26 protein-coding genes and 1 pseudogene are annotated in these 26,708 nt (G+C 70.9%); 7 read left to right on the top strand and 20 right to left on the bottom strand.

The features are described 5' to 3' along the window. Positions 1 to 133: 133 nt before the first annotated feature. Together ACZ6X9_RS22925 and ACZ6X9_RS22930 are read right to left on the bottom strand one after the other, a co-directional pair. Positions 134 to 703 (bottom strand): GNAT family N-acetyltransferase, encoded by a 570-nt coding sequence (locus ACZ6X9_RS22925; protein ID WP_469779851.1) that lies wholly within the window; start codon positions 701 to 703, stop codon positions 134 to 136. Next, the gene (locus tag ACZ6X9_RS22930; protein WP_469779852.1) at positions 700 to 1,965 is read right to left on the bottom strand and encodes a helix-turn-helix transcriptional regulator; all 1,266 of its coding nucleotides are present in this window, start codon (positions 1,963 to 1,965) and stop codon (positions 700 to 702) included. The genes ACZ6X9_RS22925 and ACZ6X9_RS22930 overlap by 4 nt, the downstream gene beginning before the upstream one ends. A gap of 270 nt (positions 1,966 to 2,235) precedes the next feature. On the opposite strand from ACZ6X9_RS22930, the gene ACZ6X9_RS22935 reads away from it, so the two are divergent. After that, positions 2,236 to 2,607, top strand: a complete 372-nt coding sequence (locus ACZ6X9_RS22935) for a DUF6415 family natural product biosynthesis protein (RefSeq protein ID WP_469779853.1) — start codon at positions 2,236 to 2,238, stop codon at positions 2,605 to 2,607. A 99-nt stretch (positions 2,608 to 2,706) separates the two neighbouring features. Here the strand turns inward: ACZ6X9_RS22935 and ACZ6X9_RS22940 are convergent, their stop codons facing one another. Continuing rightward, the gene (locus tag ACZ6X9_RS22940) at positions 2,707 to 2,934 is read right to left on the bottom strand and encodes a hypothetical protein (RefSeq protein ID WP_469779854.1); all 228 of its coding nucleotides are present in this window, start codon (positions 2,932 to 2,934) and stop codon (positions 2,707 to 2,709) included. 105 nt (positions 2,935 to 3,039) lie between these two features. Here ACZ6X9_RS22940 and ACZ6X9_RS22945 point away from each other — a divergent pair, with 105 nt between their 5' ends. After that, on the top strand, positions 3,040 to 3,201 hold the full coding sequence (locus ACZ6X9_RS22945; RefSeq protein ID WP_469779855.1) for a hypothetical protein: 162 nt from the start codon (positions 3,040 to 3,042) through the stop codon (positions 3,199 to 3,201). A gap of 332 nt (positions 3,202 to 3,533) precedes the next feature. On the opposite strand, the gene ACZ6X9_RS22950 is transcribed toward ACZ6X9_RS22945, so the two are convergent. The 6 genes from ACZ6X9_RS22950 to ACZ6X9_RS22975 form a co-directional block, all read right to left on the bottom strand. Continuing rightward, entirely contained in the window at positions 3,534 to 3,992 is a 459-nt protein-coding gene (locus ACZ6X9_RS22950) for a hypothetical protein (RefSeq protein ID WP_469779856.1), read from the bottom strand. Positions 3,993 to 4,159: 167 nt separating this feature from the next. After that, the gene (locus ACZ6X9_RS22955; RefSeq protein ID WP_469779857.1) at positions 4,160 to 4,729 is read right to left on the bottom strand and encodes a hypothetical protein; all 570 of its coding nucleotides are present in this window, start codon (positions 4,727 to 4,729) and stop codon (positions 4,160 to 4,162) included. 1,201 nt (positions 4,730 to 5,930) lie between these two features. Next, on the bottom strand, positions 5,931 to 6,275 hold the full coding sequence (locus ACZ6X9_RS22960) for a DciA family protein (RefSeq protein ID WP_469779858.1): 345 nt from the start codon (positions 6,273 to 6,275) through the stop codon (positions 5,931 to 5,933). Between the two features lie 94 nt (positions 6,276 to 6,369). Then, positions 6,370 to 6,915, bottom strand: a complete 546-nt coding sequence (locus tag ACZ6X9_RS22965) for a hypothetical protein (RefSeq protein WP_469779859.1) — start codon at positions 6,913 to 6,915, stop codon at positions 6,370 to 6,372. A gap of 136 nt (positions 6,916 to 7,051) precedes the next feature. Beyond that, positions 7,052 to 10,471 carry an nSTAND1 domain-containing NTPase gene (locus ACZ6X9_RS22970; protein ID WP_469779860.1) on the bottom strand — a complete coding sequence of 1,140 codons (3,420 nt, stop codon included), beginning with the start codon at positions 10,469 to 10,471 and terminating at the stop codon, positions 7,052 to 7,054. Then, on the bottom strand, positions 10,450 to 10,863 hold the full coding sequence (locus ACZ6X9_RS22975) for a helix-turn-helix domain-containing protein (RefSeq protein WP_469779861.1): 414 nt from the start codon (positions 10,861 to 10,863) through the stop codon (positions 10,450 to 10,452). The genes ACZ6X9_RS22970 and ACZ6X9_RS22975 overlap by 22 nt, the downstream gene beginning before the upstream one ends. 425 nt (positions 10,864 to 11,288) lie before the next feature. Here ACZ6X9_RS22975 and ACZ6X9_RS22980 point away from each other — a divergent pair, with 425 nt between their 5' ends. Continuing rightward, a complete protein-coding gene (locus ACZ6X9_RS22980; protein ID WP_469779862.1) occupies positions 11,289 to 11,777 on the top strand; it encodes an RICIN domain-containing protein in 489 nt (162 codons plus the stop codon). 35 nt (positions 11,778 to 11,812) lie between these two features. Here ACZ6X9_RS22980 and ACZ6X9_RS22985 read toward each other — a convergent pair whose 3' ends face one another. Both ACZ6X9_RS22985 and ACZ6X9_RS22990 read right to left on the bottom strand, forming a co-directional pair. Next, positions 11,813 to 11,992 (bottom strand): hypothetical protein, encoded by a 180-nt coding sequence (locus ACZ6X9_RS22985; protein WP_469779863.1) that lies wholly within the window; start codon positions 11,990 to 11,992, stop codon positions 11,813 to 11,815. Between the two features lie 399 nt (positions 11,993 to 12,391). Further along, positions 12,392 to 12,937 (bottom strand): hypothetical protein, encoded by a 546-nt coding sequence (locus ACZ6X9_RS22990; protein ID WP_469779864.1) that lies wholly within the window; start codon positions 12,935 to 12,937, stop codon positions 12,392 to 12,394. Positions 12,938 to 13,592: 655 nt separating this feature from the next. On the opposite strand from ACZ6X9_RS22990, the pseudogene ACZ6X9_RS22995 reads away from it, so the two are divergent. Continuing rightward, positions 13,593 to 13,715: pseudogene (locus ACZ6X9_RS22995) on the top strand (DUF1772 domain-containing protein); the annotation flags it as partial. A gap of 50 nt (positions 13,716 to 13,765) precedes the next feature. On the opposite strand, the gene ACZ6X9_RS23000 reads toward ACZ6X9_RS22995, so the two are convergent. The 4 genes from ACZ6X9_RS23000 to ACZ6X9_RS23015 form a co-directional block, all read right to left on the bottom strand. Continuing rightward, positions 13,766 to 13,906 (bottom strand): hypothetical protein, encoded by a 141-nt coding sequence (locus tag ACZ6X9_RS23000; protein ID WP_469779865.1) that lies wholly within the window; start codon positions 13,904 to 13,906, stop codon positions 13,766 to 13,768. Between the two features lie 1,093 nt (positions 13,907 to 14,999). Further along, positions 15,000 to 16,511: an FAD-dependent monooxygenase gene (locus tag ACZ6X9_RS23005; RefSeq protein WP_469779866.1), complete on the bottom strand. Its 1,512-nt coding sequence runs from the start codon at positions 16,509 to 16,511 to the stop codon at positions 15,000 to 15,002. Continuing rightward, positions 16,504 to 17,091: a PadR family transcriptional regulator gene (locus tag ACZ6X9_RS23010; protein WP_469779867.1), complete on the bottom strand. Its 588-nt coding sequence runs from the start codon at positions 17,089 to 17,091 to the stop codon at positions 16,504 to 16,506. The genes ACZ6X9_RS23005 and ACZ6X9_RS23010 overlap by 8 nt, the downstream gene beginning before the upstream one ends. Before the next feature lie 95 nt (positions 17,092 to 17,186). After that, positions 17,187 to 18,179 carry an NAD-dependent epimerase/dehydratase family protein gene (locus ACZ6X9_RS23015; RefSeq protein ID WP_469779868.1) on the bottom strand — a complete coding sequence of 331 codons (993 nt, stop codon included), beginning with the start codon at positions 18,177 to 18,179 and terminating at the stop codon, positions 17,187 to 17,189. Positions 18,180 to 18,289: 110 nt separating this feature from the next. Here ACZ6X9_RS23015 and ACZ6X9_RS23020 point away from each other — a divergent pair, with 110 nt between their 5' ends. Next, on the top strand, positions 18,290 to 19,768 hold the full coding sequence (locus tag ACZ6X9_RS23020; protein WP_469779869.1) for an FAD/NAD(P)-binding protein: 1,479 nt from the start codon (positions 18,290 to 18,292) through the stop codon (positions 19,766 to 19,768). A gap of 147 nt (positions 19,769 to 19,915) precedes the next feature. After that, positions 19,916 to 20,878, top strand: a complete 963-nt coding sequence (locus ACZ6X9_RS23025; protein WP_469779870.1) for a hypothetical protein — start codon at positions 19,916 to 19,918, stop codon at positions 20,876 to 20,878. A 390-nt stretch (positions 20,879 to 21,268) separates the two neighbouring features. On the opposite strand, the gene ACZ6X9_RS23030 is transcribed toward ACZ6X9_RS23025, so the two are convergent. After that, positions 21,269 to 22,156, bottom strand: a complete 888-nt coding sequence (locus tag ACZ6X9_RS23030; protein WP_469779871.1) for an aldo/keto reductase — start codon at positions 22,154 to 22,156, stop codon at positions 21,269 to 21,271. Between the two features lies 1 nt (position 22,157). Next, on the bottom strand, positions 22,158 to 23,063 hold the full coding sequence (locus tag ACZ6X9_RS23035; RefSeq protein WP_469779872.1) for an NAD-dependent epimerase/dehydratase family protein: 906 nt from the start codon (positions 23,061 to 23,063) through the stop codon (positions 22,158 to 22,160). Between the two features lie 161 nt (positions 23,064 to 23,224). On the opposite strand from ACZ6X9_RS23035, the gene ACZ6X9_RS23040 reads away from it, so the two are divergent. Beyond that, positions 23,225 to 23,689: an Lrp/AsnC family transcriptional regulator gene (locus tag ACZ6X9_RS23040; protein WP_469779873.1), complete on the top strand. Its 465-nt coding sequence runs from the start codon at positions 23,225 to 23,227 to the stop codon at positions 23,687 to 23,689. A gap of 25 nt (positions 23,690 to 23,714) precedes the next feature. Here ACZ6X9_RS23040 and ACZ6X9_RS23045 read toward each other — a convergent pair whose 3' ends face one another. The 3 genes from ACZ6X9_RS23045 to ACZ6X9_RS23055 all read right to left on the bottom strand — a co-directional run bounded on the left by ACZ6X9_RS23045 (position 23,715) and on the right by ACZ6X9_RS23055 (position 26,443). After that, a complete protein-coding gene (locus ACZ6X9_RS23045) occupies positions 23,715 to 24,191 on the bottom strand; it encodes a hypothetical protein (protein ID WP_469779874.1) in 477 nt (158 codons plus the stop codon). A 63-nt stretch (positions 24,192 to 24,254) separates the two neighbouring features. Further along, positions 24,255 to 25,796 (bottom strand): MFS transporter, encoded by a 1,542-nt coding sequence (locus ACZ6X9_RS23050; RefSeq protein WP_469779875.1) that lies wholly within the window; start codon positions 25,794 to 25,796, stop codon positions 24,255 to 24,257. Beyond that, on the bottom strand, positions 25,793 to 26,443 hold the full coding sequence (locus ACZ6X9_RS23055) for a response regulator (protein WP_469779876.1): 651 nt from the start codon (positions 26,441 to 26,443) through the stop codon (positions 25,793 to 25,795). The genes ACZ6X9_RS23050 and ACZ6X9_RS23055 overlap by 4 nt, the downstream gene beginning before the upstream one ends. Positions 26,444 to 26,708 lie beyond the last annotated feature (265 nt).

The following is a 26,708-nucleotide window of genomic DNA, read 5'->3' on the forward strand; positions in this document are numbered from 1 at the left end:
GAGCCATCAGGCCACCAATCGACGGTAGGCCGCGCCGGCCAGGATGCCCCTCGCAGAGGGAAGGCCCCGGCGCCCCTCTGCTGTTCACCCCGCGGGGGCCCTCAACCATGCCCAATCCGGTGCGTCCAGCGCCTCAGGCGCTGGACGCACCGGAGCCGGCCGTGTCGTCCCCACGCAGCGGGCGGGTCATGGCCAGGAACGTGGGGCTGTCGGGGAACGGCTTCTGATAGCCGACGTCCTCGTACCCCCAGGAGCGGTACAGCTCGACCACCTTCGGGTGCTCGGGGTCCACCAGGAGCGTCACCCGCTCCTCCGTCCGCCCGGACAGCAGCGCGTCGTGCAGGCGGGTGGACAGGCCGGTGCCCCGCCACGGCCGCCGGATCATGATCTCGTTCAGGGCCAGGGTCCTCTTGCCGTCCTCCCGGTCGTAGCCCTCGGGAAGCGGGGTGAGCATGTGGCTCCACCACCGGCCGCCGGCGCCGAGCGGGACGCCGTAGGCGAACCCCGCCGGCTCTCGGCCGTCGTAGGCCACGACGGCCTCCCAGCCGGGCCGGGAAGCGTGCATGTCCAGCCGCTCGGCGAACCTGTCGACGGAGTGAAACGGGTCCGTCGCCGCCTCGGCCGCGTAGACGTCGGCGAACACCTCCAGCAGCGTCTCCCGGACGGCCTTCACATCGGTATAGCTCTTTATCTCCACGCTCACGTGGTCCCCTTCTGTCGGGTCTCGGCGGCCCAGGTACGGGCCTCGGGCGTGCCCGGGGCCAGGGACTCCAGCCGAGCGGAGAAGGCGGTCAGGAGTCGGCCGGTGCGGCCGTGGCGGGCCGCCGGCGGCACCGCGCCCGCCGTCGCCACCGCCTCCCCGAGGGCGCCCTGTTCGAGCTGGGCGCGCGCCAGGTGAGCGCGGGTCAGCGACGCGTTGCGCAGCAGGTGGGGGCGCATCTGGGCAAGGGCGACACGGGCGTGGGCCTCGGCGTCCGCCCACCGGCCCAGCGCACCGTGCGTAGTGGCGGCCAGGAGCTGGAGTTCGGCGGCGTCGTAGAACTCCACCCACGGCGGCCGGGGCGCCGGCTGCGCGCGGGCCAGGGCGTCCTCGGCATGGCCGAGGCTGCGCAGGGCGGCGGTGGCGGCGCCGGTGTCGGCGTGGTGGATGGCGGTGCGGGCGTGGACGAGGGAGGCGAACAGCGGGTCGCGGCGGGTGATCGCCGTGGCGCGGGTGGCGTCGTCCGCCGCCAGGGCGTCCCCGGGCCGCCCCAGGTGCCGGGCCAGGGCGGCGGCGTGCCCCCACGCCCGGAAGACCTCGCCGCTGTCGCCGGAGAGGCCGGCGAGCATGACCGCGCGGTCGAGGTGGCGCTGCGCGGCCTCCAGCCGTCCGCCGTCCGTGGCCGCCCACAGCGCCGAGGAGGTGAAGGACGCGGCCAGGGCGTAGAGGCGGTTCCTCACGCGGGCGGAGACGGTGGCGTGCTCCTGGAGGGCCAGGGCCTGCTGGGCCAGGGCGACGGCACGGGCCTCCAGGCGGTCGGTGCCGCCGTACCGGTCGTCCGCCGCCACCACGTCCGCCAGCCGGGCCGTGAGCCGGTCGACGTCGCCCATCCCCACCCGCGGCTGCGGCCCCCGCGCCCCGGGCACGGCCGGGCTGACCCCGGCGGTGGTGACGGCCGTCACCACGCCTGTTGTGATCACAAACTGTCGGCGTTTCATGGGGTCCACCACCTCCTGCACCCGGCGCCGGCGCGGCACGAACCCCAGGTCCGTCAGCGGACGCCCGGCGACCTCGGCCAGGGCCCGCGCCTGCCGCGCCTGCGGGCTGCGGACTTCGCCGGACAGCCACCGGCGCACCGTCCGGTCCGTCACGCCCCCGCGCCCGCCCGTCGCTTGCATCCGGTCGTTGACCGCGTCGGCCAACTCCCTCTGTGACATGCCCGTCTTGGCCAGCCAGTCCGCCAGCCGGGCGTTGGGCGTCTTCACCTCCTCACCGTAGAACCGAAGCCCACCCCTCGAACGGTAAAGCCATGGTCAATTCGCCCGGTGCCCCGCGCGCACGAACAGGGCTTTCCGCCCTTCCACCCCACAGGTCGCGGCCGTTATCTGGGAGTCGGCACCACCCGGGGCTCCGGCGGACCCAACCCGCCGCTTTCTCCTCCTGCCCCTGGTGGTGCCGGTGCGACCGGACCCCGCCCCCGTCGAGGCCCGGCCGCGCCCCGTTCCCGCCCGCCGCGCCGTCCAGGGAGGACTCCCGTGACCCACCCCCGCCCCGCCGAAGTCGACCCGATGCTGACCGGCGACATCCCACCCCTGGATCTGATCACGATCCGGGCCACTGTCCGCCGCGCTCTCCAAGAACGCCCCGGCCTCCCGCCGATGACCGAAGTGCGCGACCTGACGGCGACGCTGCGCGGGCACCTGGAGGAGATGCGCGCCGATGCCGAGGAGCGCCGCGACGCGCTGGCGAAGTCCACGGTGGCCTGGCACCGCTGGAACTGCATCCTCACCCGCGTCGACAGCGACTTGCAGGCGTCGCCGGGCCCGCAGCCGTGGACGGCCGTGGCCTACATGCAGGTCCTCGCGCGCACCGCCCGCCACCTCGCCGACTGCCTCGACGAGCACTGAACGTAGCTGACATCGCGGTATTTCCCCTGGACAAGCCCCGCTAGCGGTGACAGGACGTCACACGTGGCTGCTAGCGGGGCTTTCGCATGCCCGGGGTCGTCAGTTCGTGCGGCGGACGACGGTGGCCACCAAGAGGGCGATGCCCGCGAGGCCTCCGAGGAGGCCGCCCCACGCCTCCAGGGGAGCCACCAGCCGCGGGTGGCACACCAGGACGTACAGCAGCGCCACCGCGAACAGCACATCCAGGCTGACGGCGACACCTACCACCGCCTGGTGCAGCCGGCCGAGCTGGCGGCGCAGCGCGACCGTATCGCCCGTGTCGGGCACCGCCGGGGCCGGGGCGGGGGGGGTATCGGCTGCGGCGGTACCCCGGCCGCACCGCCGTCCCCCGCAGGCCCCGGAGTCGGGGACGGGGCCGGCTGCGGAACGAGCGTGCTAGAGGACCTCTGGGCCCGTCGCTCCGAGGGTGTGGCTGCCTGGGAGCGGCTCCATGTGCCGATGGCTCTGCGCGACCACACCTGCGCTCTGGAGGACCTCGTCGGCTCGTCGGCAGCGCTCACCCACTACATCCTCGTCCCCTACGAGCCCCACTGAACCCGCGCGCCGCCGTTCTCGTCGCCAGGCACCGCCGGTAGTGAGGTGGTCAGTTTTTCGCCCCGCTGTTCCGAATGGCCCGATCGCGAAAGTCGGTGCCGAGCTCTGGGGTGTGCGACGAGCTGGTCCCACACCCGGTGCAGCCGGCCCCCGGGACGCAACGAGGCCCACGTTCGACTCGCCGGTCGGCGCCCGTGGTTCGTCGGTGTCGCGGTGCAGCGGGTACGGCCTGGGACCGAAGGTCCGCTGCTTGCCGCCCTTCGCGCCTGCGGCCCTGGACACCAGCGCAGGCGAACCAGGGGTAGATCCGTCCGGGCCGCCACGAGGAAGGTCTATATCCGGCGCTGGATGGTTTCGCGCGCTGCTGGGGAGCCGATAACCACGGTCAGGGGCGACGCTCCTTGCGGGCTTTCCTTGACAGAAATATTCCCCTCTTGGCGGGAGGCGGCATCATGCCTCTGAGAGGAGTAGTCGATCACCATCGCTGTCTTGCTACAGGCCAAAGAGGCCCAAGTTTCCGGCTCGTTCGATCCTGCACCCGAGATGAAGCTGTAGGGGCCGGCAGGGTACCGCTTGCTGCCTTCTGAATCTGTTCTCGGCCACGCCGAGGTGATATCGATTATGGATCGCTCGGGTTTCCGTGTGTCGGCCACGAGGAGACCGCAAGAGCCATCCTTGATGTACGCCACTAGGCGATGACTTCCCTTTTGAACCTCGCCTATTACGTTGGAGTCTTCGGCGGGAAAGTCTTTTGGTGCATCAGTCAAGTTAATGGGCTTGAGCTGACTCAAAGAAGGAAATGTATGAGTCGATGGTTGAGGCGTCGCGGGTTGAGGGTTGACCCCTCTCTCGCTGTCTGACGTACAGGCAGCGAGAGAGAGTGCAAGCATGGTCCCGACGGCTAGCTTCCGATATACCCGCACCATGGGGCCAACCTTTCACTCACAACATGACAGCTTTAGTTCGCCCACTGATTGAAGCACACACCGATCGGCTTGAAGATCTGGATACCCCCATACATGTTGACCTGGTAGTGCTGGTAGAGCGGGTACGCCTCGATGGTCCCAAACTTGCCCTTGGGCACCTCGAAGCGGGTCTGGTTTTCCACTTTGTACTCTCGGGTCACGCTAAATCCGACTTCGGCGGACACGGCACCCCAGTTGATGCCGCCCTTTCCGCTCTTCATGACGGACACCCCCTTGCTGACGGTCAAAACCAGAGTGGTCTTCCCCTGACCGCTCGTCTTCTGGATGACGTCCGTGCCGCAGGACTCGCCGAGGTCGACTGTTTTGCCGCCCGTCGCACTCGGAGCAGCAACGCTGGGGGAGCCGGCGTTCCGCTTGATCGTCAGCTTTGCACCCGACTTCAAAACGTTGGCAGGTATCTTGGCGCCAGGCTCGAAGAAGTCCTTAACGCTGGCGGTCGGCTTGTCCTGCGCCAGGGCGGGAGCCGTCGAAACGGCTCCCAGGCTGGCTGCGGTCATGGCGACCGTGCTGGCGAGTGTGGCGATTCTGGCTATGCGGGTCACGCATTCCTCCGGGCTCTCGCGGGATTTCCCGCCCCTTGATCGTTGGAGCGAGTAGCGGAAAAGCTATCGGCGATAGATTGCGGAGCCAACTACATTGATCACTTCGAGACAGGTGTAGATGCCAAATTCCCGCTGCCGCCGGCCCGGCAAAACGCCCTCCCAGGGGCATAGCACCTACCAGGCTGAAACCCCGCGCGGTACAGACCTTACGCAGCGTGGCGGCCGCGCTGCCGATCGCGGGGTGTCAGAGATCCCGCGGAATTGTCGTAGCGTTGCGGTTTGGGTGAACCTTGAGGGCGGGTGTCCCGGCTGCACAAGAGGGCGACTTGCGTGACATTGAGTGACGACTTGATCGCTGCGAGGAGGATAGTGAACGTAGGGCGCCACACTTGGCGTGATTGCACCCATACACCCCGTAGTGATTTTCATTCTCGATGTGAGAACTAAGCATCGTCAGCGAGGAGTAGACGCACCGTCCGGGATTGGGGCTCGCCCGGTCCTTGCCCGGGACGACGCCGGCCTGCGAGCTTCACCTGGCCAACCCGAAGGTCGGCTCCCTGCGTCATCAAGCCGCTGTCCCCAAGGGCCTCCGCCGGTGTCACGATGGGCAGCGGCCCGGCCGGCGCGGCCGCGGCCGCACGTGCAGCGGCCAGCCTGTCCAACAGCGGTGGCGACCTATGCGTGCCTTGTCCAGGCGTTCGCCGACGGGAGGGGGGACAGCGTCGAATCCCTCACCGGGACGGCGCCACGACGCACCTCGATGTGACTCGCAAGCGAGTGACCGATGGCCCGACGAGGGTCGAGACGGGGCACAGCCTGCGCAGCCAGCTCATTAATGACTCGGCCGGCACCGGCCACTCTTCCGGCAGAATCGGCGCCAGCCGACGGGCGTCGCGGACAGCTTCATCCTTCCCACAACAGCCACAGATCCGGATGCCCCGCCGGTCAGCGTCGCCCGGCTACGGGCTCCAAGGTGCCAGCGAACGCCGCGCGGGGACCAAGACAGCATGGGCACTCGAACTCGGACTTTGACGCGCTCCTTGACCACCTCAAGACGGTGGTGGGCCCGGCGCGGCGGCGGTGTCTTCTGACGCGCGGCGAGAGCGCGGTGGAAGCCGGGCGAGGCCATCTCCCGGTTTCCACCGAGACGGCGTCGGCGGACAAGACCCGGATGCTGCGGGCCGCCTGCGCGCCGCCCGCATCATTCGTTGCGGCGAACGACGCGGGCGTCGAGCAGCCGGAGTTGGGCGGCGTAGGCCGGGGAGTCGGGACGCAGGTCCAGCTGGCCGGTCTCTGGGCGGAAGGCGACGGCGGCCGCGATGTCGGGCCAGCGGTCCAGCACGGTGTCGCCAGCGGTCGGAAGGTCCCAGGCCCGGTCGGTCCTCAGGCCCTGGAGCACGGTGGCGAACCGGGCCGGCTCCCGACCCTCGCGCTGCACGACTTGGGTCCGGCGGCGCGGGGCGGGGGCCTCGCTCTCGCCGAGCTTCCTGGCCGTGTCGAGGTTGATGCCGGCGACCTCGATCGCGCTGCTGCGGAACAGCCTCACCCCACGACGGTGGTGTGGCGCCTCTTCGCTCTGAGGCGTCGGGCACCAGGGAAAGGCTCGCCCAGCCACCGTGCGGTCTCAGGTTTGAACCGGTTCACAGGACTGGAAGATCCAAGACAGTTCGAGCCGCTTGGCGGAAACGACGCGCCGCCTCGTTCAGTTCACGGGCTCGCTCGTTGTAGACCCTCATCAATCGAAGACGTTCCTCAAAAGTTGCGAATTCTTTGGTCGCCGCAATCACATCGATCAGTGCCTTGACTGCTGCGTTTTCGGCTGGTCGCATGGCTTCGAATTCTTCGAGAATGGTCTCGGGGCCTTCTAGTTCGACGGCGTCTCGATTGTACTGCAGGTCAAACCACCGTCTGCGGTACTGACTTTCGGTGCGCTCTACCTCGGTCATATCTGGATCCGGATGGTTCGCGGCGTCGATCACCTCCCAGGCAGCGAGCGCCACGGCTTGCTGGTGACCGAGGAACGTGAGGTATGCATCGCGCCGGACTCCCCGTCTCCACTGTGCAACACCGGCTTTTTGGTGCTGACGTGTCTGCCACCGTAAGCCCCACAAGGTCAACAGGGCGGTACCGGTCGTACCAACCACGCCGACAACCGCTCCAAGCGCAACAGCTGCACCCTGATCCATGAGTTCCCTTCAAGAGCCGGCCGTGACCCTTTGGCTCATACGAGCCAGCGTCCGGTACGGAGCCTCCTGGCCAGCCGCAGTGACCTGCACTTGACCGGCCGACTCCTCCACGCCCCCGGCGGCCTCGTCGGGACGGTCAACAGGTGCGGCGATATGGCACATTGGGTAGGTAGGTTTCCCATTCAGGTCGTGTTATGGAACCGCCAGCCCGCGCGCAAATGCTGGCCACAGCTTCTGTCGGGTCAACGGTAAATGACTGCGTGGCGTGCTCTTCGGCTACGCGCAAAGTACGGCCGTCGGAGGTAAAAGCCATGGAGCTCACAGTTTTGTCGGCAAGGGGAAGAGGAAGTCCGATTTCTTGTTGGGAGCGCGGGTCCCAGAGTCGAATAGTTCCGGAATTTCCTGCTACAGCCAGAGTGTTTCCATCAGAGGAGAAGGCCAGCGCGGTGGCAGGGTCGATGCCTCCGTGGGACTCCCGGTCGGCTGTGCCGGGCAGGATTCCCAACGAACGGGTGACGTCCCCGTTCCAGAGCGTCACCTGACCTGACTCGTCTCCGACGGCTAGTTGCTTCCCGTCAGGACTAAAGGCGAAGGAGCGGATTTCATTCTGACCGAGAGGACGGTTGATCTTCGCTCCACTCGGAAGGGACACGACCTGATCTGTGGAAGTGACCATCATTCGACCATCCGGCCGGATGGCTAGGATGCCTCCGCCGACATCCGGCAACAATTTCACTCTGTGACGGCGATACGCATCCCACACTTCCGTCAGTTGCGGAGGAACCATTTTCTGCAGATTGCTGCGGCCAGGCTGTAGACCCTCTCTTGCGATATATGCATATTTTCCGCCGGGTGCGAGCGCTATGCCGCTTACTTTTTTCATAGTCGGATCATTGCTCGAGATTGCAAAAGGGGTCGATTTATTGCTATAGCCCCAATTTTTTACTGCGATCTGAGTGATGGCCGGAGGACCCTCTGTTCTGGCATCGCCATCTGCGGCCGACTCGGAGGGCCAGTGACCGTCCTGACTAACACCGTAGGCGACGGCTTGTCCGTCTGGGCTGCTCGCAGTCATCGGTATGCATTCTTCTATGCCTAGGTCGGGGCGTTCGTCGCGGGGGCACTTGATGCTTGGCAGCATGGTTGACTCTTGCTTCTCTCCGAGGTCGAACTGCTCGAAGCGAAAGGACTGGCCTGAGCGTTGGGCCGTGAGCAGGGCGCGCGCATCTGGTCTGATGGAGGCTTTGGCCACCGGAGATTCAAGCCAGGCCGGCGTGGTGATGCCCTCCAAAGAAATGGTTTTTGTCAGAGTTCCGGTTGCCCCGCCCAAGTAGCGGAGGACCCGGTTATTGAGGTCCCACTGCATGATGAAGGGGCGCTCGCTGACCAGCGGGTACCGGTAGACGGGGGTGGTCGACCCCTTCACTCGCCATACTGCGATCGACTCCTTGTCGATGGCTGCAAGAAAACGCCCGTCGGGGCTGAAAGTGGGGCCTCTAGCGCCCTGCTGTTCGACCTTCCAGATCTCCTTTCCTGATTGCGTATCCCGCAAACTCCAGGAACCGCTGCCTTCCATTCCTGAAGTGATTAAAATGCGGCTGCCGTCGGGGCTGAATTCAAAACCGGTACTCGCGCAAGCCCTTTTCTCGCCGGACAGATGCGGGGCGATAGGGCGCTGATCTCCTGCAAGCTGTCTTACTTCCAAAATGTCGTTGGCGCATACTGCGACCAACTTGTTATCTGCACTAACAGAGGCGAAGAAAGAGAGGGTAGATGAGTGCCGCTCGAAAAGATGCCTTCCGGTTCGGGTGTCCTGCAACCACAGGCTTCCCACCCCTCTCTGGGCAATGATGATGGACCCGTCGGCGCTGAAGTTGCCGGTAGCGTGCGGAATTTCAGGTCCTGCAGGCCTTCCTTTAACGAGATCCCATGGCACCAGCCCACCTCTTGTTAGCAGCATCACCCTTCGAGTCGGGAAGTTAACCTCAGGAAAGTCGGCTACATGCTTTCCGAGCCCTTTGAAGGTGGCTATCCGTCGTCCAGTGCGCACATCCCACTGTGTCGTTTTTCCTCGGCCTAGACTCATCATGGTCCGTCCGTCAGGTCCCAAAAACCGTGCTGCATGGGGGTCGTCGTCAGGATCGGTAAATACACTTTCTTCGCGCTGTACCAGGGCGCTGAGTAGCGCGGACCGGGTCTCGGGCCCTTTGTCCAGGCTCCAAGCGGCCAAGCCCAGTCGCATGGCAATCCTGGGGTCTTTGTAGCGCACTGTTGGTACCAAGGCGGCGATCCTGCGCGCTTCGGCTCTAACGTGTTGTTGTTCCACACTCCTGCTCTGCTGCCATGCGGCAAGCCCGGCGATGATGGCCAAGACCAGCAGCAGTGAGAGAGCCGATGCCAGCACACGCAGCCTTCGGGTGGTGCGCGCGGTCATGCGTTGTTCGTAGTCTCGGGCCTCGGTGGAGCGGGTGAGGAAGTCGGTCTCCAGGGCGTTGAGCTCCGCCTGCCGTTCTGGCGTGGTGAAGGCTTCTTCGGCTGCGGTGAGGCGGCTGCCCCGGTAGAGCGCTCCGGGGTCCCGACCGAGGTCCTGCCAGCTGCGGGCTGCCTCGGTCAGCTGGCGGTGCTGGCGCAGCCGTTCGCGGTCGGTTTCGATCCACCGCCGTAGTCGGGGCCAGGAGGTGATGACGGCTTCGTGGGCGAGGTCGACGGTGTCCTCATCGACGGTGACCAGGCGGGCGCGGGTGAGGTGTTCGAGGACCAGGGCCGCCGGGGATCCCGGCGCCGCATCGAGCTCGGTACGGGAGGCCGGGCGGCGGGTGTCCTGCGCGCCTTCACCGGGCTGGACCAGGCGGAGCAGGATGCGCCGAGCCGCGGCCTGCTGCTCCGGGGCGAGGTACTCGCAGACTTCTTCCGCGGTTGCGGCGATGGCGCCGTGGACGCCGCCGAGGGCTTCGTAGGCTTCCAGGGACAGGACGCGGCCGCGCCGGCGGCGCCAGGTCTCCTGCAGGGCGTGGGAGAGCAGGGGCAGGCCGCCGGGGGCGTCTTCGATCTCCTCGATGAGCCGGGCGGTCAGAGCCCGTTCGACGACCAAGCCCTCGGCCGTGGCCGGCTTGGTGATCACCTCGCGCAGTTCCGCCGCGTTCATCGGGCCGACGGGAACGCTCGCCTGCCGCAGCGCCGCCGTCAGCCCGGGGTGTTCGAGGCAGCGGCCGTAGAAATCCGCACGCACGCTGAGAACCACGCGCAGCCTGCTGCCGGCAGCCTCGGCGCTCATCAGCGCGTCGATGAACTTCGTCCGTTCCGCGGTGTCGCGGCAGAGGGTGAAGACCTCTTCGAATTGGTCCACCACCAGCCACGTCTCTCCCCGGCCGTCAGCCGCGCGCAGGGCGTCGACGTGCGTGCGCAGGGGCCGCTCACCGGGGGTGAAGATGCGCAGCGCTGCCGGGCGGCGGCCGGGCTCGGCGGCATGCTGGAGCCGGGGAATGAGGCCGGCACGCAGCAGAGAGGACTTCCCGCTGCCCGACGGCCCGATCATCACGGTGACCCGGTGCGCCATGCCTGCCGGTACAGCTCGTCGATGAGACGGTCACGTCCGAAGAACCGGTCGTGGTCCTTCGGCTCGTACCGGGCCAGCCCCCGGTAGGGCGCTTCCCGGCCGACCGGAGCGACCTGCATCTGACCGGCTGACTCCTCCGCGGCCTTGCGCCAGCGTTGCTCCCACTCGGTGATGTCTCCGTCGCAGGCTTTGACGTAGGCGAGGGTGAGCTCCAGAGAGGGCAACCTGTCTCCTGCCGCCGCTCCGGACAGTCCGGTCGGCGAGTACGGGACCCGTTGGGCCATCTCGCGGTAGGTGATCCCGCCCGCTTCTTGCCGCAACTGCCGGAGGTCGGCTGCCAGCCGCTGCACCGGACCGGCGTTCGGATCGATCGGTTTCTCACGGCGCCCCACTCGCACCCCTCCCCAGCCCCGGCCCGCTCCGGCGGACCGGACCAGCCCACGCTAGGCACCACGTACCTGCTGGCCCAAGGCGGGAACCGGTCACGCGAGAGCGGTTGATGACCGTGCCTCCGGGACTCACCCGGGTGCTGAACAACGGCTGGGGATTGATGGAAGCCATGGGAGCGGGCTGTTCATCAAGTGCTCCGCTGGCACGTTTGGTGCTCGGCGAGGCGGACGGGGGACCCGGAGCGCCGCTGACGGGGGATTAGAGCGGCGCTCCGTGTCCGCCTCGCCGTCCTGGCTCGAGTCGCCGGGAGAAGAGAGGGCTCATGCATGTGCGAATAGCGGCTGTAGCGGCCGCGTCCATCGCAGGGGTGGCACTCTCCGCTGCCGGCGGCATCACCTCCCGCACAACACGACGAAGGGCAGAGTCCGTGAAACGCTACATACCAGTCCTGGCATTGGCCGGATCACTTGCCGCCGCGGGCGTGCTTCCTGCCGCTGCCGCTACCGAGGCAACCGGCAGCCACGCTGCGATCGCGGCCAACCGGTGCGAGCAGAAGAACACGTACAAGAACGCGGCGAACGGCGAGGTCCTCGACGCCGCAGGCGGCGGAGGCAAGGGCACCAAGGTCGTCACCTGGCAGTGGAACGGTGGCTCCAACCAGCGGTGGTGCATGGAGAGGGCAAGCGAAGGCGGATGGTACTTCCACCCTTCCTATGACCTCGGCCTGTGCCTGGACGTGCCGGCCGGAAACTCTAACCCCGTCATCTGGACCTGCAAGGGCAACGCCAACCAGCGGTTCAACGTGAGCAACGGCAAGATCCAGCTGCGCCGCAGCGGTCAGTACATCACCGCGGGCGGCAGCGGGAAGCCGGTCTACATGTCCAACAGCACGGGCAGCGCCGCCACATGGCACTAAAGGCGCAGGCCACTGTCACAGCGTAAGGCGGCCGCCTAGTCCTGCCGTACGGCCCGCAACCCGGCGCCCTCTCCAGTGACCATGGAGAGGGCGCCGTTCGCGCTGTGATCCTCGGCCTCCAGAGCCGTGCGGACGCTGTCGACGGCGGCCCGCTCTCCTCGGGTCAGCTCGATGCGGGCTTTCTCGGTGGCGTCGGACTGCAACGCGTGGCTCAACAGGCCACTCCGTCGGCGAGCTTGCGCCGCGGTTCGGCCATGACGTCCTCACGCGGCCGGCCCACTGCGGCCGATCCCACCGGATCGAGCCGCAGCAGGACGCGGTGGCGGACGGATCACCCACTTCGTCCTGCCCGACCATGAACAGAGACCTCTGCGCTGACACCGGACGGGCGGCCCAGATCGCCACCGCCAGAGTCCTTGGCCATGCGCCCGACCGCTACGAGCGTGGCCAGGCGGCCGGGACAGTCGGCGCCAGCGAAATCTCGTCCAGCCGCAGCCACCGCTCCTGTCCGTTCCCACTGCCCGCAACAGGGCCCGCAGCCTCGGGTGGGGAGTCTGCACTGCCCGGCCGCGTACGCCCGCCGCGCAGGGCGACCAACGTCAAGGACGCGACGTTCACCCCGGTGCGCCGGTGGCCATCGGCGTGGGCGATCGCTTCCGGGTGCTCCACGATGGAGGCCAGCGCCGCCGGGCCACCGTATACGTCAGCATCAAATCCCCGCGCTGGAGCGCCACCTGCGCTCCTGGCGCCACCATAGAACGGTCCCGCGACGCATCAATGGACAGGGCCACCTTGCCGACCATCGGGCCCATCCCTATCTCGCGGACCTCATCGAACTGCTCCACCGTGGCGTCCACGAGCCGCCCGGAGTCGGGCAGCACCAGCACACAGTGCCCGTTCCAGGAAGCGCCCGTCCAGCTCGGAGTGAGCGATCCGTAGCGGGTACCGCCTCCCTCCTGGTTCTGGATCGCCAGGTCTACCGGGAGCAGTTCCGCCCGCACCCCCATCTGGTCGTAGGCGTGCCGCAGCGTCATGCACGCGTCCACGCATATGTTCGCCGGGGCGCGGCCGTCAGCGAGGGACACCCACAGATACGGCAGCACCAGTTCCACCATCTGGTCCGGCTTCGCGTGCTCCAGCATCCGTGCCGTCGCATCCATGCTCCCCCGCAGCGACAGCCCGCCACCTGGCAGCACTGGAACCGCAGCGCGCGGACGCGGAACCGAAGGACTCCGTGGAACACGTTTTTGCAGCGTGCGCTGCTTCCTGCCCCGCTTCTGCTTCGGCATGAGCAGAACCCAAGGAGCGGTCTCGTGCCGCAACAGACCGCACCCGCGCTCCGCCCGTTCGACTGAGGGGCCCTTCGCGCCTCAACAACGGTCGTGCGGTTGCCTAACCCCTTAAGGGGCTGGATGGGCGGGTATTGGGCGGGTGGCCTGATCAAGGTGTGAATAGCCGCTTAGCGCTGCTGATGTCCGAGCTATCCCGCAACGGTAGGTGACCTTGCGCGGTGACAGAGGGGGCTCGTGTGGTGAAACGGAGCCGGCGACGGGCGGCTCGGAATCTCATGGCGGCATGCGCGAACGGTGTGTTGCTGGCCTGCTGCGCTTCCGCAGGGCTGATGCCAGCAGGGGGCGAGTCCTGCTCACCGCTCATGCGCTTGGACTGATCGAGATCAGCAGCGGAGCGCCATCCGCTTTCTCGGGCAGAGTGCCGAATCCGCTCTCTGAAGAGGGGCGCTGCTGTCGGTCTCTCCCCAGACCGCAGGGTGGGCCATGCAGCGCTATGAGGCAGAGGTCACCGTGCGGAGCGCCGACGTGGACCCCTGACAACCGCCCCGCCGACTGGAAGCGGCAGATGACCTGCTGGGACTGCCTCCATCACGTCCGCGTCGCCGTCATCGCCGCCTTCACCCTGCTGGTCGCTGCCCTTGCCTGAGTCTGCGACCAAGAAAAAAATGCCCCGATCACAGGTTTCTGCGACACGCTTCAGTCGGTGCTGACGACTCGCCACTCCTCGTCCTGCTTGGCGACCAGGAACCGGGTAAACCCGAAGGCGTTGCCGGGCAGGTTGACGGGGACCAGTGGGTCCTTTTTGCGGGGAGAGACGTGCTTGTCGGATAGTTCCATCGCGGCTACCGAGTCGCGCTGCTCGGCGGTAAGGGAACGCGCCAGGGAGGTAACGGCCGATGAACAACCGGACGACTTCTGGCGGAGTGCCAAGGTCTCGGCAGCGGGCCGCGACAGCAGAGCACAAGCCGCAGGGGCGTCTCCTCGCCCGAGCGCGTGCATGAGATCGGTGGCGGTTCGTGCGACCGCGGCCTGCTTGGCGTGGTCCTCCCGCCCTGAAGGGACGACCACGCAGGCATAGGTAAGTCCGAACACGAGGACCACTATGATCGGGGGCCCATAGGTCAACGAGCGCGTTCTCATGCGATCAGCCTATGACTGCGCAGGCCGGGCACAGGAGACCGATCCCTCTTGCGCTGGCCACCTGGGGTGATCCCGCTGAGTGCGAGCCCGCCAGCGGGCGACCCGTTCCGTCGGTCGCCAAGCGTCCGGTGCTGGTTGCCGAACAGCTTCTCCGGTTCCCGGAGCCCATCTCTGATTTGTCGTTCTGCCGCTGCGCAGATCACCGGATCGACCGTTGGAGGTTTTTTCGCCGCCTGGTGGGCGGCGAGTGCGCTGCGGTAGCCGGGCGAGGCCGTGCAGCCTTCGTCGATGTCCGGTCTCCGGATGGAAGGTGACGGCGGCGACGTGGTGGGCCGGACGCGGGGCGATGGTGGCCGCGGTGTCGGGCCAGCGGTCCAGGATGCTGCCGCCGGTGGCGGGCAGTTCCCAGGCTCGGGTCGGCCATCAGCCCGGCGGGCACGACGGCGAACCCGCTGGGCTCCCGCTCGTCTCGCCACCGTGAAGCGGGATGCCGGCGACGCGGCGTGCGGGCCTCGCCGCCGCCGTTGGTTCTCGCGGCCGGCCGGGCCTGCTGGAGAGCGACCTGGGCGAGGTCGAGACCGGACAACCCCGGGGCGCCGTTGCCGCTGCCCGCCGGGTCGGTGATGGTCTGCTCGGTCATTGTCGACCTCCTAGCCGGTGTCCGTGGGTCATCAGCGAGCTGCGGAAGCCGCTCTCCGTCTGGCGGGCGCGGTGGACGAGGCGCTCGCCGCTCCCCGGGAAGGCGCCGGCAGCGGCACGACGGGCGGACGCGGCCCGCGGGGCGGCTCGTTCAGTGGGTGACCGGGAGGGTCGCCGGCGGGCCGAACCACCGGTCCAGCGCGGCGCGGACCGCCGCCGCGGCCGTGTCCGCCGCCGCCACGCCCGGCTTCCCCGGCGGGGCCACCCAGCCGACATGGCCGTCCGGGCGCACCAGCACCGCCCAGGTGTCCGGCAGCCGGCCGGAGGCGACGGTGGTGACCGCGACCCGGTCGGCCCACGGCGTGGCGGCCTCGCGGACGGCGGGCGGTGCCGTGGCGTCGTCCAGCAGCAGCACTCCCCCGCCGTTCCGGGCCGAGGGAGGCAGGAGGCCGCCGCCGGCCGGCGGAACGTCGGGGAGCGTCCGGCCCTCCCAGGGGTGGCCGCACGGCTCGTGGACCGGATAGCGGGTGCCGACGCCGGTGACGGTCTCGGCGAGGAAGCCGGCGGTCTCCTCCGAGGTGGCCAGCTCGGCGAGGAGGTCGCGCAGCGGTGCCAGCCGCTCGCCCTCGGCGGCGACCAGCGCCTGGGCGCGGGTGTCGCGCAGCAGTCGGGTGCCGGCCGCGTGGCGTTCGGTGTGGTAGCTCTCCAGCAGGCGCTCGGGGGCCCGGCCGCGGGCGACGAGGCCGAGTTTCCAGCCGAGGTTCATGGCGTCGTCGATCGCCGCGTTGACGCCGACCGCCCCGGCCGGCGGGTGGATGTGGGCGGCGTCACCGACGAGCAACACCCGGCCTGTGTAGAGGCGTTCGGCCAGCCGGGCGGCGTCACCGAATCGGGTGAGCCACCGCACCTCGGCGATCTCCACGTGCCGGCCCAGTACCCGGTCCAGTGCCTGCTGGAAGCGAGCGCGCGTCACCGGTTCGTCGCGGTCCTCCGGCGGGTCCGGGTCGGCGGTCACCAGGCGGACGTAGCCGGGGCGCGGGATGGTGAAGACGGCACCGCCGGGGCCGGCCGTCGGGCCGAAGGGCAGCGCCGCGGGATCGGCCAGGACGACGTCCCCGAGCAGGGTGAAGCGGCGGGAGGGGGTCCCGGGGAAGGCGATGCCGGCCGCCTTCCGGACGGTGCTGCGCCCGCCGTCGCAGCCGGCGAGCCACCGGCAGCGCACCCGGTGCGGCCCGTCCGGTGCCGTGACGTCCGCGGTGATCCCCTCGGCGTCCGCGCGGAATCCGGTGAGTCGGTGCCCGCGGAGGATGCGCACGCCCAGCTCTTCCGCCCGTTCGGCCAGCAGTTCCTCCACCCGGGTCTGGGCTATGCCCAGGACGTAGGGGTGGCGGGTGCGCATGGCGGACAGGTCGAGGGTGGCGGTGCCGACGAACGCCGTGGCCGGCAGCGTCGGGCCCTCGGCGAGGAAGCGGCCGGCGAGGCCGCGCCGGTCGAGCAGGTCGAGGCTGCGGGCGTTGAGGTTGAAGCCGCGGCAGAAACCGGGCGGGACGGGGTGCCGTTCGAGGACGGTGGTGTGGACGCCGGCCAGGCCGAGTTCGCAGGCCAGCATGAGCCCGGCGGGGCCGGCGCCGGCGATCAGGACGTCGGGGTGCGCGTCAGGCACGTCCGGCCTCCCCGGGCCACGGCAGCGCGCCGCGCTCGATCTCCTCGGCGGTGGCGCGTACCCACCGCAGCTCCGCCTCGGCCATCGCGCGGGCGTACTCGGCCTCGATGACGAACAGCCGGGGCACCCCGTGGTCCTCCCGCGCCGCCCGGTACGCGCGCTCGCCGGCCGCCAGGCGGGACTCCAGGGTCATCGCCCGTTCGCGCAGGGCCTCCGCGGCGCGCCGCGGTCCGAGGGCGCCGAGATAGGTCAGGGCGGAGATGAACTTGGGGAATTCGCGGGCGGGTTCGCGGATGAGTTCGTCGAGCCAGGCGGTGAACCGGGCTCGCCCCTCGGGTGTGTGGCGGTAGACGGTGCGCGCGGGGCGCCCGCCCACCTGTTCCGTGCCGTCCGCCTCGATCCAGCCGTCGCGGGCCAGGGCCCGGACGGTGTCGTAGAGGGAACCGGTGGTGAGCTTGAAGGCCGAGTCCAGTCGGCGTTCGCGCAGGGCGGCGGCCATCGCGTGCGGGTGCGTCGGCCGTTCCAGGAGGAGGCCCAGTACGGCGAGGGCCAGGGGGTTTGCGGGTTTTCCGTCGGGCATCTCACTCCGTGTTTCCGATGACGGATGGTGCTCGGAACCGATTACTCGGATCCGAGCATACGCCGACCCTGTCTCACCGCGCCAGCAGCTTCTCCTCAGTCTCCGGGTCGCGCCAGCAGCTTCTCCTCCGTCTCCGGGTCCAGACCGACCGGATCGCGGTCCGGACGCAGCGGCGGCCGGCCGCCCAGCGACTCCAGCCAGGCCCAGGTGTCGGCGACCGTCTCGGCCACGGGCCGGCAGCGCAGCCCGGTGGCCAGGGCCTTGTCGACGCCCGCCGCGAAGAGGGTGGTGTGATCCTCGCCCGGCGGCAGCCAGATGGGCAGGTCCGTCCAGGGAGCGACCCCGGCCGCGAGGATCGGCCCGGGGTCCGTCCAGCACAGCTCGGCGTCGGAACCGGTGACGCGGACGCAGGTGTCCAGGAGTTCGCCCATGGTGGTGTGGCCGGGCGGGCTGACGAGGTTGTAGGGGCCGCCGAGGCCGCGCGCGGCGGCGTCCAGGGTCCAGGCCGCCAGGTCACGGGCGTCGATGTACTGGATCGGTGACGCGTAGGGGCCCGGGGCCAGGACCCGGCCGCCGCGCGCCACGCGCAGCAGCCACCAGGGCAGCCGGCCGATGTTCTCGCCCGGCCCGAGCACCAGCCCGGCCCTGACCAGCAGCGCCCGGTCGCCGAAGGCGTCGCACGCCGCCAGTTCCCCGCCGCGCTTGGCCTCCGGGTAGGGGACCTCCCCGGCGTCCGGCGAGCCGTCCACCAGCGGGCCGTCCTCCGCGAGCCCGGCCGGGCAGGGATGCGGGTGGACGGAGCGGCTGGAGACGTAGGCGTACCCCGCCGCCCGGCCCGCCAGCAGCCGGGCGGTGTCGCGGACCGCCGAGGGCGCGCCCGACCAGGTGTCGGCGACCAGGTCCCACTCCCCATGGGCGAGCGCGGCCAGTCCGCCGTCCGCCCGCCGGTCGCCGTGGAGCACCGTCACGCCGGGCGGCGCCGGATGCCGGCCCCGGTGGAAGACCGTCACCTCCCAGCCGCGGGCCAGGGCGTCGTCCGTCAGGGCGCGGCCCACGAATTCCGTTCCTCCGAGTATCAGCAGTCTCATGGTCATGACCCTGCCCCGGGGGCCTGCCCGGCGGAACCCCCGCATGCTCTGGGCGTAATGCGGGGAGGGTCGGGTGCGGAGGGGGGACGTCGGGGAAAGCGGGTACGGACGTGGTACGAGGTGGCGACGGCCGGACGGTGGCGGTCGTGGGCGCCGGGACGGCCGGGACGAGCGTGTTCGCGCACCTGGTGGAGGCCGCCGCCCGCCGGGACGGCCGGCCCGTCGGCACGATCCTGGTGATCGACCCGTCGCCGCCCGGCTGGGGACTGGCCTTCGGTGACGAGGACCCGTTGCTGATGTGCAACAGTGCCGCGAACGTCAACTCCCTGTTCCCGGACCGGCCGGACGACTTCGTCGGCCATCTGCGTGCCCGCGGCTGGACGGGCGCCCCTGACACCTGCGTACCGCGCGCCGCCATGGCCGCGTACTGCGCGGACCGCTGGGAGCGCGCCCGGGCGTCCGCCGAGAGTGCGGGTATGACCGTCCGTCACATTCCTTGCGCCGTGAGATCGGTTCTCACGCCCGGCACACCGCGGCTGCGGCTGGCCGACGGATCGGAACTCGCGGCGGACGACGTGATCCTGGCTACGGGCGTGCACCGGCCGCGCGTGCCCCGGGGGTTCGCCGCGTTCACCGGCCACCCCCGCTATCTGGACAGCCCCTACCCGTCCGCCCGGCTCCGCGCCGCGCTCGGCACCGGGCGCCGCGTCCTGGTGCTCGGCTCGCGGCAGTCCGCGGTGGACGCGGCGCTGCTGCTGTGCCGGGACGGCCACCGCACGACGCTGACCTCGCCGTCCGGCACCCTCCCGGCGGTACGGGTCTCCTTGCACGCGCCGCCGCGGGAGTTCCCGCCGCTGGAGCGCATGGCCCGGCTGGACCCCGACGACCCGCTGCTGGAGCGGCGGATGACGCGCTGCGTGGTGGAGGCCGTCCGGCTGCTCGGCGACCGCCCGTCGCGCGCCCAGACCTCCCGGGCCGCCGACCCGGTCCGGCGCCTGGCGGAGGAGACGGCGCTGGCCGAGGCCGGAGTGTGCCACTGGCCGGGGGTGGCGGTTGCCGTGATCGAGGCGCTGACCGCCTTCGCCGACGGCCTGCCGGCCGACCGCACCCGGGCTTTGATGCGGCGCTTCGACTGGTTCGTCGGCCGCTACCTGACCGCGCTCACGCTGGTCAACGCCCGCCGGCTGCTGGAGCACTGCTCGACGGGCGCGCTGCGCGTGGCTCCCTCCTACCCGGAGTCCGTCGCGTTCGCGGACGGCGTGTGGCGGGTGTCCGCGCCGGGCTCCCCGCCCGAGGTCTACGACCACGTCGTCAACGCGACCGGCTTCGATCCGCCGGAACTCTCCTGGCGGGCGGACGGCACCGAGCTCCTCCTCTCCCCCGGCGGCACCGCTCCCGGTCCTCTCGAGGCGGACCTCCGGGTACGCCGGGCCGTGGGCGCGCCGCCCGAGCGCGTCCGGGTGGCCGGGGTCGGCACGTACGTCCGCATTCCGTTCGCCAACCACCTGCGGACGGTGGTCCGGCAGGCCCGGTGGGTCGCGGGGCAGGTGGCGGCGGAAGGGACTCCCGAGGGCGCGGCCCACCGGTGAGCACGGCTGGCGCGATCGCGTCCTTGCCCGGCGGGTCCCCGGTCGGTGGATACTGGCCGCGGCCGGCTCCCGGCCCGCCGGGGCGGGCGTCCCGCGTCGACGGGCCGGCGACGCGCCGGAGGCGCTGTCCGTCGGGAGGGATGACTCATGGCGATGGTCCGGACGAGGCACGGCGAGGACGGCGTCCTCAACCTTCCCCGGACGGCGACGGGCGTCGACCAGTTCTTCCACGCGGTCCGCGCCCGCCGGCCGCGCCGGCCGCCGGGGCTGCCCGGGGAGCCGCGCTGGCACGGCGACTTCGTCGACACGGACGCGGACGGCCCCCGTGTCTCGCTCCAGGAGTTCGGCTACGCGAGCCGTGAACTCGGGCGCCACGGGAACACGGTGGACGACACCGCGCTCGTCGGACCGTTCCGCCTCCTCACCGCGGAGGGGCTGGACCGGCTCGCCGAGGTCTGCGACAAGCTGGAACCGGCCGCCGGTACCAGCCGGTTCATCGCCACCCGCCGGCTGCGCGGCGCCGACCTCGTGTCGCCGTTCCTCCACAACATGATCCGTGACCGCGGCTTCCTGCTCACCTGCTCCCGCATCGCCGGCGTCCCGCTGATCCCCCATCCGCTGCGCCTCCCGACAGCGCAGATCAACTACTTCGAGGGCAGCGGCCGTCCGGAGATCGTGCGGTGGCACCGGGACGGCATGGACTACGTCTTCACCCTCCAGCTCAGCGACGGCGCCGACTACGAGGGCGGCCGGTTCACCTACTTCCAGGGCCGTACCGGCGAGTTCGACGACGTGACCGCCGACGACCCGCGTCTGCGCGAGGCGGACTGCCGGGCGCGCGGCGCGACGCTCTTCCTGCACGGCAGCCGCGTCTTCCACGCGGTGACCCCCGTGACGCGGGGGCGCCGCGTCACCCTGGTGGTCTCCCTGTTCTGCCCCTACTTCGCCCGGCGGGACTCCAACACGTTCTGGCACCTGGCGGGGGACGACGGCATCCTCGCCACCGTCCCCGGCTGGCTGCGCCTGAAGTGGCCCGTACGGAACCCGGCCCTGGACTACGGCCTGCGGGCCGGGAGCCCGGTGGTGACGTGGGAGGATCTGCGCCGCTGACGCGGCGGGGGGCGGGCGTGGCGCCCCCGGGCACGGGGCTCCCGGGCGTGGCGCCCCCGGGCGCCCGGAACCGCGCGGGCACCCTTCCACGCCTGCCCGGCGGACGGCGCGCGGATCCTGCGGGACAAGGTCCCGAAGCGGCCCTCGCCCCCGTGCGGCCGGTGAGGTGCGGCCGGCACCCGTGATCCGGCCCGGTGCGCGACTCCGCTCCGGCCGACGGCGAGCGAGTACGGGCACCCAGGCGGGGCCTGCCTGCCCCGGCACCGGCGCGCCCCGGCTGCGCCGCCCGGGGCGGCCGTCGCCGTTCCGCGGGCCGGTTCCCGTACGACGGCACCGGCCCGGCACCGGCGTGAGCCGGGGCAGGGCCCGCCTCTTCTTCGCCGCGGGCGGTCACACCCCATGCGGCCCCAGTCGGGCGAGCTCCTCCCCGGTCAGGACGAGGTCGGCCGCCGCCGCCGAGTCGCGGACGCTCCGCGGGCGGCTGCCGCCGGGGATGGGGATCACCGTCGGGGAGGCGGCGAGCAGCCAGGCGAGGCAGACCTGTTGGGGGCTGGTGCCGCGCTCGGCGGCGATGGTGTGGAAGGCGGTGAGGGTGTCGTCGGCGGCCATGCCGGAGGTGCCGTCGAGGGAGCTGCGCGAGATGCCGCCGAGGGGGCTCCAGGGCAGGAAGGCGAGGCCCAGTTCGGCGCAGAGCCGCAGTTCGGGCGCGCTGTCGCGGACGGCGGGCGAGTAGCGGTTCTGTACGGAGACGAGCCGGTCGCCGAGGATCTCGTGGGCCAGTCGGATCTGTTCCGTGTCGACGTTGGAGAGGCCGGCGAGGCGGATGGTGCCCGCGTCGAGGAGGTCGCGGAGGGCGCCGACGGAGTCGGCGAACGGGACGTCCGGGTCGGGCTTGTGGAGCTGGTAGAGGCCGATCGCCTCGGTGCCCAGGCGGCGCAGCGACTCCTCGCAGACGCGCTTCAGCCGGCGCGGGTCGCCGTCGACCGTCCAGTCGCCGTCCGGGGTGCGGCCCCGGCCGCCCTTGGTGGCGACCAGGACGTCGTCGCGGTCGCCGCCGTACGTGGCGAGGGCGCGGGCGATGAGCAGTTCGTTGTGGCCGGGCGCGGCGTGGGGGGCGTGGTAGGAGTCGGCCGTGTCGATGAGGGTGATGCCGGCGTCGAGCGCGGCGTGGACGGTGGCGACGGCACGGGCCTCGTCGGGGTGGCCCTCGATGGAGAGCGGCATGGCTCCGTAGCCGACGGCGCTGACGCGGAGGTCGCCGAGTGTGCGGTATCGCATGTCAGTTGCTCTCCTGGAGTGTGGCGGTGATGGCGTCCGGCAGCCATGCAGCGGCGTCACGGAAGGTGAAACCCAGGCCGGTCGCCCGGGAGTTGTCCATGGCGTAAAGGCGGTCGAAGGCGAACGGCGAGTACGGGCCCTCGGGGGCGGTTTCCAGCACCACGCGTCCGCCGGGAATGCGTGCGGCGAACAGGCGGCACAGCTCGGCGACGTCGACGAGCCCGTGCGAGCAGGCGTTCACCGGGCCGGTGAATTCCGCTCCGGCCGTCCGGAAAAGGAAGTCCGCTATTTCGTCGACGTGCACGAAGGTCGACGGGTGGGTGCGGGGCGGGACGGCGATCAGGGCGCCCGCCCGGACGCGGTCGGCGTAGTGGGCGAGCCGTCCGGTGAAGTCGTCGGAGCCGCCCAGGACATGGGCGGTGCGCACGGCGACGGTCGGGAAGGCGGGGTCGGCCGCGAACACGGCCTCGGCCTGGCGCTTGCCCTCCCTGTAGCTCCACGGTTCGGTGGGAGCGTAATCCACCGGCCAGGAGGCGGCGTCGAAGGCGGATTCGGGCAGCGGGCCGTCGGCCCCGGCCACCTGGTCGTACACCTCGATCGTCGAGGTCATCACATAGCGCCGGGTGCGGCCGGCGAACACCCGGCGGGCGAGGGCTGCCTGGACGGGCGTGTAGCAGACCTGGTCGAGGACGACGTCGAAGGTCCGGTCGCCGAGGGCCGCCCGCAGGGCCGTCTCGTCGTCGCGGTCGGCGATGAGGTGCGCGGCGCCGGGCGGGGGCGCCGCGGAGCCGCGGTTGACGACGGTGACCGACGCGCCCGCGTCGAGCAGCCGGGAAATCAGCCGTTTTCCGAAGTAGCGATTCCCGCCGATGACGCAGACGTCCCGTGGCACACCGTCGCGTGGCATGGCCTTGATTCCCCCCGTTCCGGGGCGGATTCCCCGCCCGTTTTTCCGACGCCGACCAGTGTTACGGTGACTGATCGTTTCCTGAAGGGGGAGTCATGGGAGATCCGGCCGTCCTGCCGAAAGAAACTCGGTATCCGCGGGCAGTGGCCAACGATTCGACGGTGGCTTTCGACGCGGTGGACCGGCGGCTGATCGGCCTGCTCCAGAGCGAGGGCCGGATCACCCTCAGCGAGCTGGGCCGCCGGGTGCGGCTGAGCCCGGCCGCGGTCGGCGAGCGGGTCCGGCGGCTGGAGAGCGGCGGGGTCGTGACCGGGTACACGGCCGAGGTGTCGCCGGCCCGGCTGGGGTACGGCGTCCAGGCGTTCGTCCGCGTGAACCCCTACCCCGGCTACACCCTGCGCCACCCGGCGGTCACCGTGCTCACCGACCGCCCGGAGGTGCTGGAGGCGCATCACGTCGTCGGTGAGGACTGCTGGGTCCTCAAGGTGGCCGTGGTGGACACCGGGCATCTGGAGGAGGTGCTGGAGCGCGTCTCGGCGTTCGGGCGGACGACGACGTCCGTGGTGCTGTCGTCACCCGTCCCGCGCAAGGCGCTGCTGCCGGCCGAACCGCGGCCGGCAAGCTGAGCGGCGAGCCGGGCCGCGGCCCCGGTCAGCTCCGGGCCCGCAGACTCTGCGTCCGCCAGAACAGCACCAGGAACAGGACCATCAGCAGGTCGTCGGGGAGAGCGCCCGCCGCGGCCCCCTCCCCGGCGGTCTCCCCCGTCAGGGACACCACGTGCGGGCGGCTGCCCAGCTTGTCGTAGGCGATCTCCAGCGGCCCCACCGTGCGCACCCGGGTGCCGTGTTTGTCGTAGTCGAGGCCGTACGGGCCGACGCGCCGGAGCCTGCTGTTGTGTTGGTCGTACTCCAGGTCCCAGCCGCCGATGGACGTGGCCCGGCCGGTCCACTTGGTGTAGGTGATCTCGGTGGGGCCGATGCGGCGGATGAGGGCACTCATCCGCTGGAACTCGATGTCCCACCGGCCGAGCGCGGTCGGCAGGCCGCTCCATTTGCGGTAGGTGATCTCGGCGGTTCCGATGCCGCGCAGCCGCGCCCCCATGGAGTCGTAGAACAGCTCGATCTCCATTCTTCCTCCCTCCTCTCCCCGCCTCGGTGACCGTCCTCTCCGCGCCTCGGCGACCGCCCCCGCTCAGTGGCCACCCGTGACCTTGAACCCGCGCGGTACGAGCCACACGGTCAGGACGGTGACCGCGGCCACCACGGCGGCGGAGACGTACGCGGTGGTCGTCAGCGCGTCGTCGAAGGCGGCGCGCGCCGCCTCCAGTACCCGCCGGCCGGTCTCCCCGCCGGTGCGCCGGGCGACGTCGGCCGCGCCGCCGACCGACCCGCGGGCTTCGCCCAAGTCGGCGCCGCGCAGCGGCAGTCCGGTCATCCGGCCGGTGAAGACGGCCCCGTGGATGCTGCCCAGCAACGCCACGCCCAGGCCGACGCCGAGCTCGTAGGCGGTCTCCGAGACGGCGCCCGCCTGCCCGGCCCGGTGCGGCGGTACGGCGGAGACGAGCACGGCGGCCGCCGCGGTCATCGCCAGCCCGTCGCCGAGGCCGAGCAGCGCCAGGACCCCGGCCACGACGGGGTAGTCGTTGGGCACGGGGGTCAGGGCGAGCAGCAGGAAGCCCGCGACCAGCGCGCCGAGGCCGGCGGCCAGGACCGTCCGGACGCCGGCGCGGTGCATGATCCAGGGTGATGCGAGCGAGCCGGCCAGCATGGCCACGGCCGACGGCAGGGTGCGCAGTCCGGCCTGCTCGGGCGAGTAGCCGTGGACGTACTGAAGCCACAGCGAGATCAGGAACAGGGCGGCGCCGATGGCCAGCATGGCGAGCAGGGTGGTCAGCGCGGCGGCCAGGAACGGGCCGTTCCGGAACAGCCGTACGTCCAGCAGCGGATCGCGGGAGGCGAGCTGCCGCCGGGCGAAGAGGACGAGCAGCAGCACGCCCAGCAGCAGCATCCCCACGTCGGCGGGGGCCGGGCTGCCCTTGGCGACGTGCTTGACGCCCCAGGCGAGGGCGACGACGCCGGCGACCGAGAGCAGGGCGCCGAGCCGGTCGAGCGGCCCGTGCTGGGGCGCCCGGTACTCGGGGAGCAGCCGCAGGCCCGCCGCCACGGTGGCGACGACGACGGGGATGTTCACCCAGAACGCCGACGACCAGCCGTACCGCTCGACGAGGAACCCGCCGATGAGCGGGCCCAGACAGGCGCCCGCGCCGGCCACCGCCGCCCAGATGCCGATGGCCAGCGCCCGTTCGCGGTCGTCGGTGAAGACCGCCCGGATCAGCGACAGGGTCGACGGCATCACCATGGCGCCGCCGAGGCCGAGCAGCACCCGTCCGGCGATGAGCTGCCAGGAGCTGTCCGCCGTGGCGGCGACCACCGAGGCGAGGCCGAAGAGGACGAAGCCGGCCAGGAACAGCCGTTTGCGGCCGAAGCGGTCGCCGACCGCGCCGCTGGTGACCAGCAGGCCGCCGAGGACCAGACCGTAGATGTCGATGATCCAGAGTTGTTCGAGGGGGCCGGGCCGCAGATGGGCGACGAGCGACGGCAGGGCGACGTTGAGGATGGTGGCGTCCATCGCCACCAGCAGCAGGCCGGCGCACAGCACCGCGAGGACCGCCCAGCGGTCCGCTCGCTTCCCGGTCGCGGGCCCGGCGGCCCGGCGCGGGCGGGCGCCGGTCATTCGAGCAGACCCCGGCGCATCGCCTCGGCGACGGCCGCGGCGCGGTCGGACACCCCGAGCTTCTCGTAGAGCCGCTGGGTGTGGGTCTTGACGGTGCTGGCGCCCAGGTACAGCTCGTCGGCGAGCCGCGGGATGCTCTTGCCTTCCGCGAAGCCCCGCAGCACCTGCCGTTCGCGGTCGGAGAGGACCGTCTCGTCGCGGTCGGCGTGCAGCCGGATCTGGTCGACCAGGCCGTCCGAGAGGTCCTCGGAGACGACCTGTCTCCCGCGGGCGACCTTCAGCACGGCGTCCACGATCTCGGAGCGCTTGGCGTCCTTCGCCAGATAGCCGGCGGCGCCCTCCTGGACGGCGCGGTAGACGACCGCGCCGTCGGTGGTCGCGGACAGCAGGAGGACACGGGTCGGCAGCCGGTCGCGGACGACCGCGTGCAGTACGGCGAGGCCGTCCAGCCCGGGGAGCCGGTAGTCGACCAGGGCCACCCGGGGTTCCAGCCGGCGGACGGCGTCGAGGGCGGCCGGCCCGTCGCCCACCTCGGCGACCACCGAGATCCGGCCGCTGAGCTGGAGGCCGCGGGTGATGCCCTCGCGGTAGACCGGGTGGTCGTCGGCGACCACCACCGTCACCTGCGTACCGGAATCGGTCTCCATGGGCTCGCCATTTCCGTGCTCGCGTCGCCGCCGTCCGGGCCGTGGGGCCCGGAGTGCGCCTGGGCCCGGAGTGCCCCTTTCGTCCACCATAAGCGGGCCGCCGCCCTCCGGCCGCTCCGGGCGCCCGCCCCGCGCCGGGCCGCCGATCGGGGGACCCCCGGCTCCCCCGGCCCGCCGCCCGGCCGGCGGACGCCGGAGCGACGGGCCGGCCGCCAGGCTGGAAGGGAGACGACGGAGCACCACACGGACGGAAGGAGTGAACGGG

It is taken from the genome of Streptomyces sp. NPDC052910 (assembly GCF_055585605.1).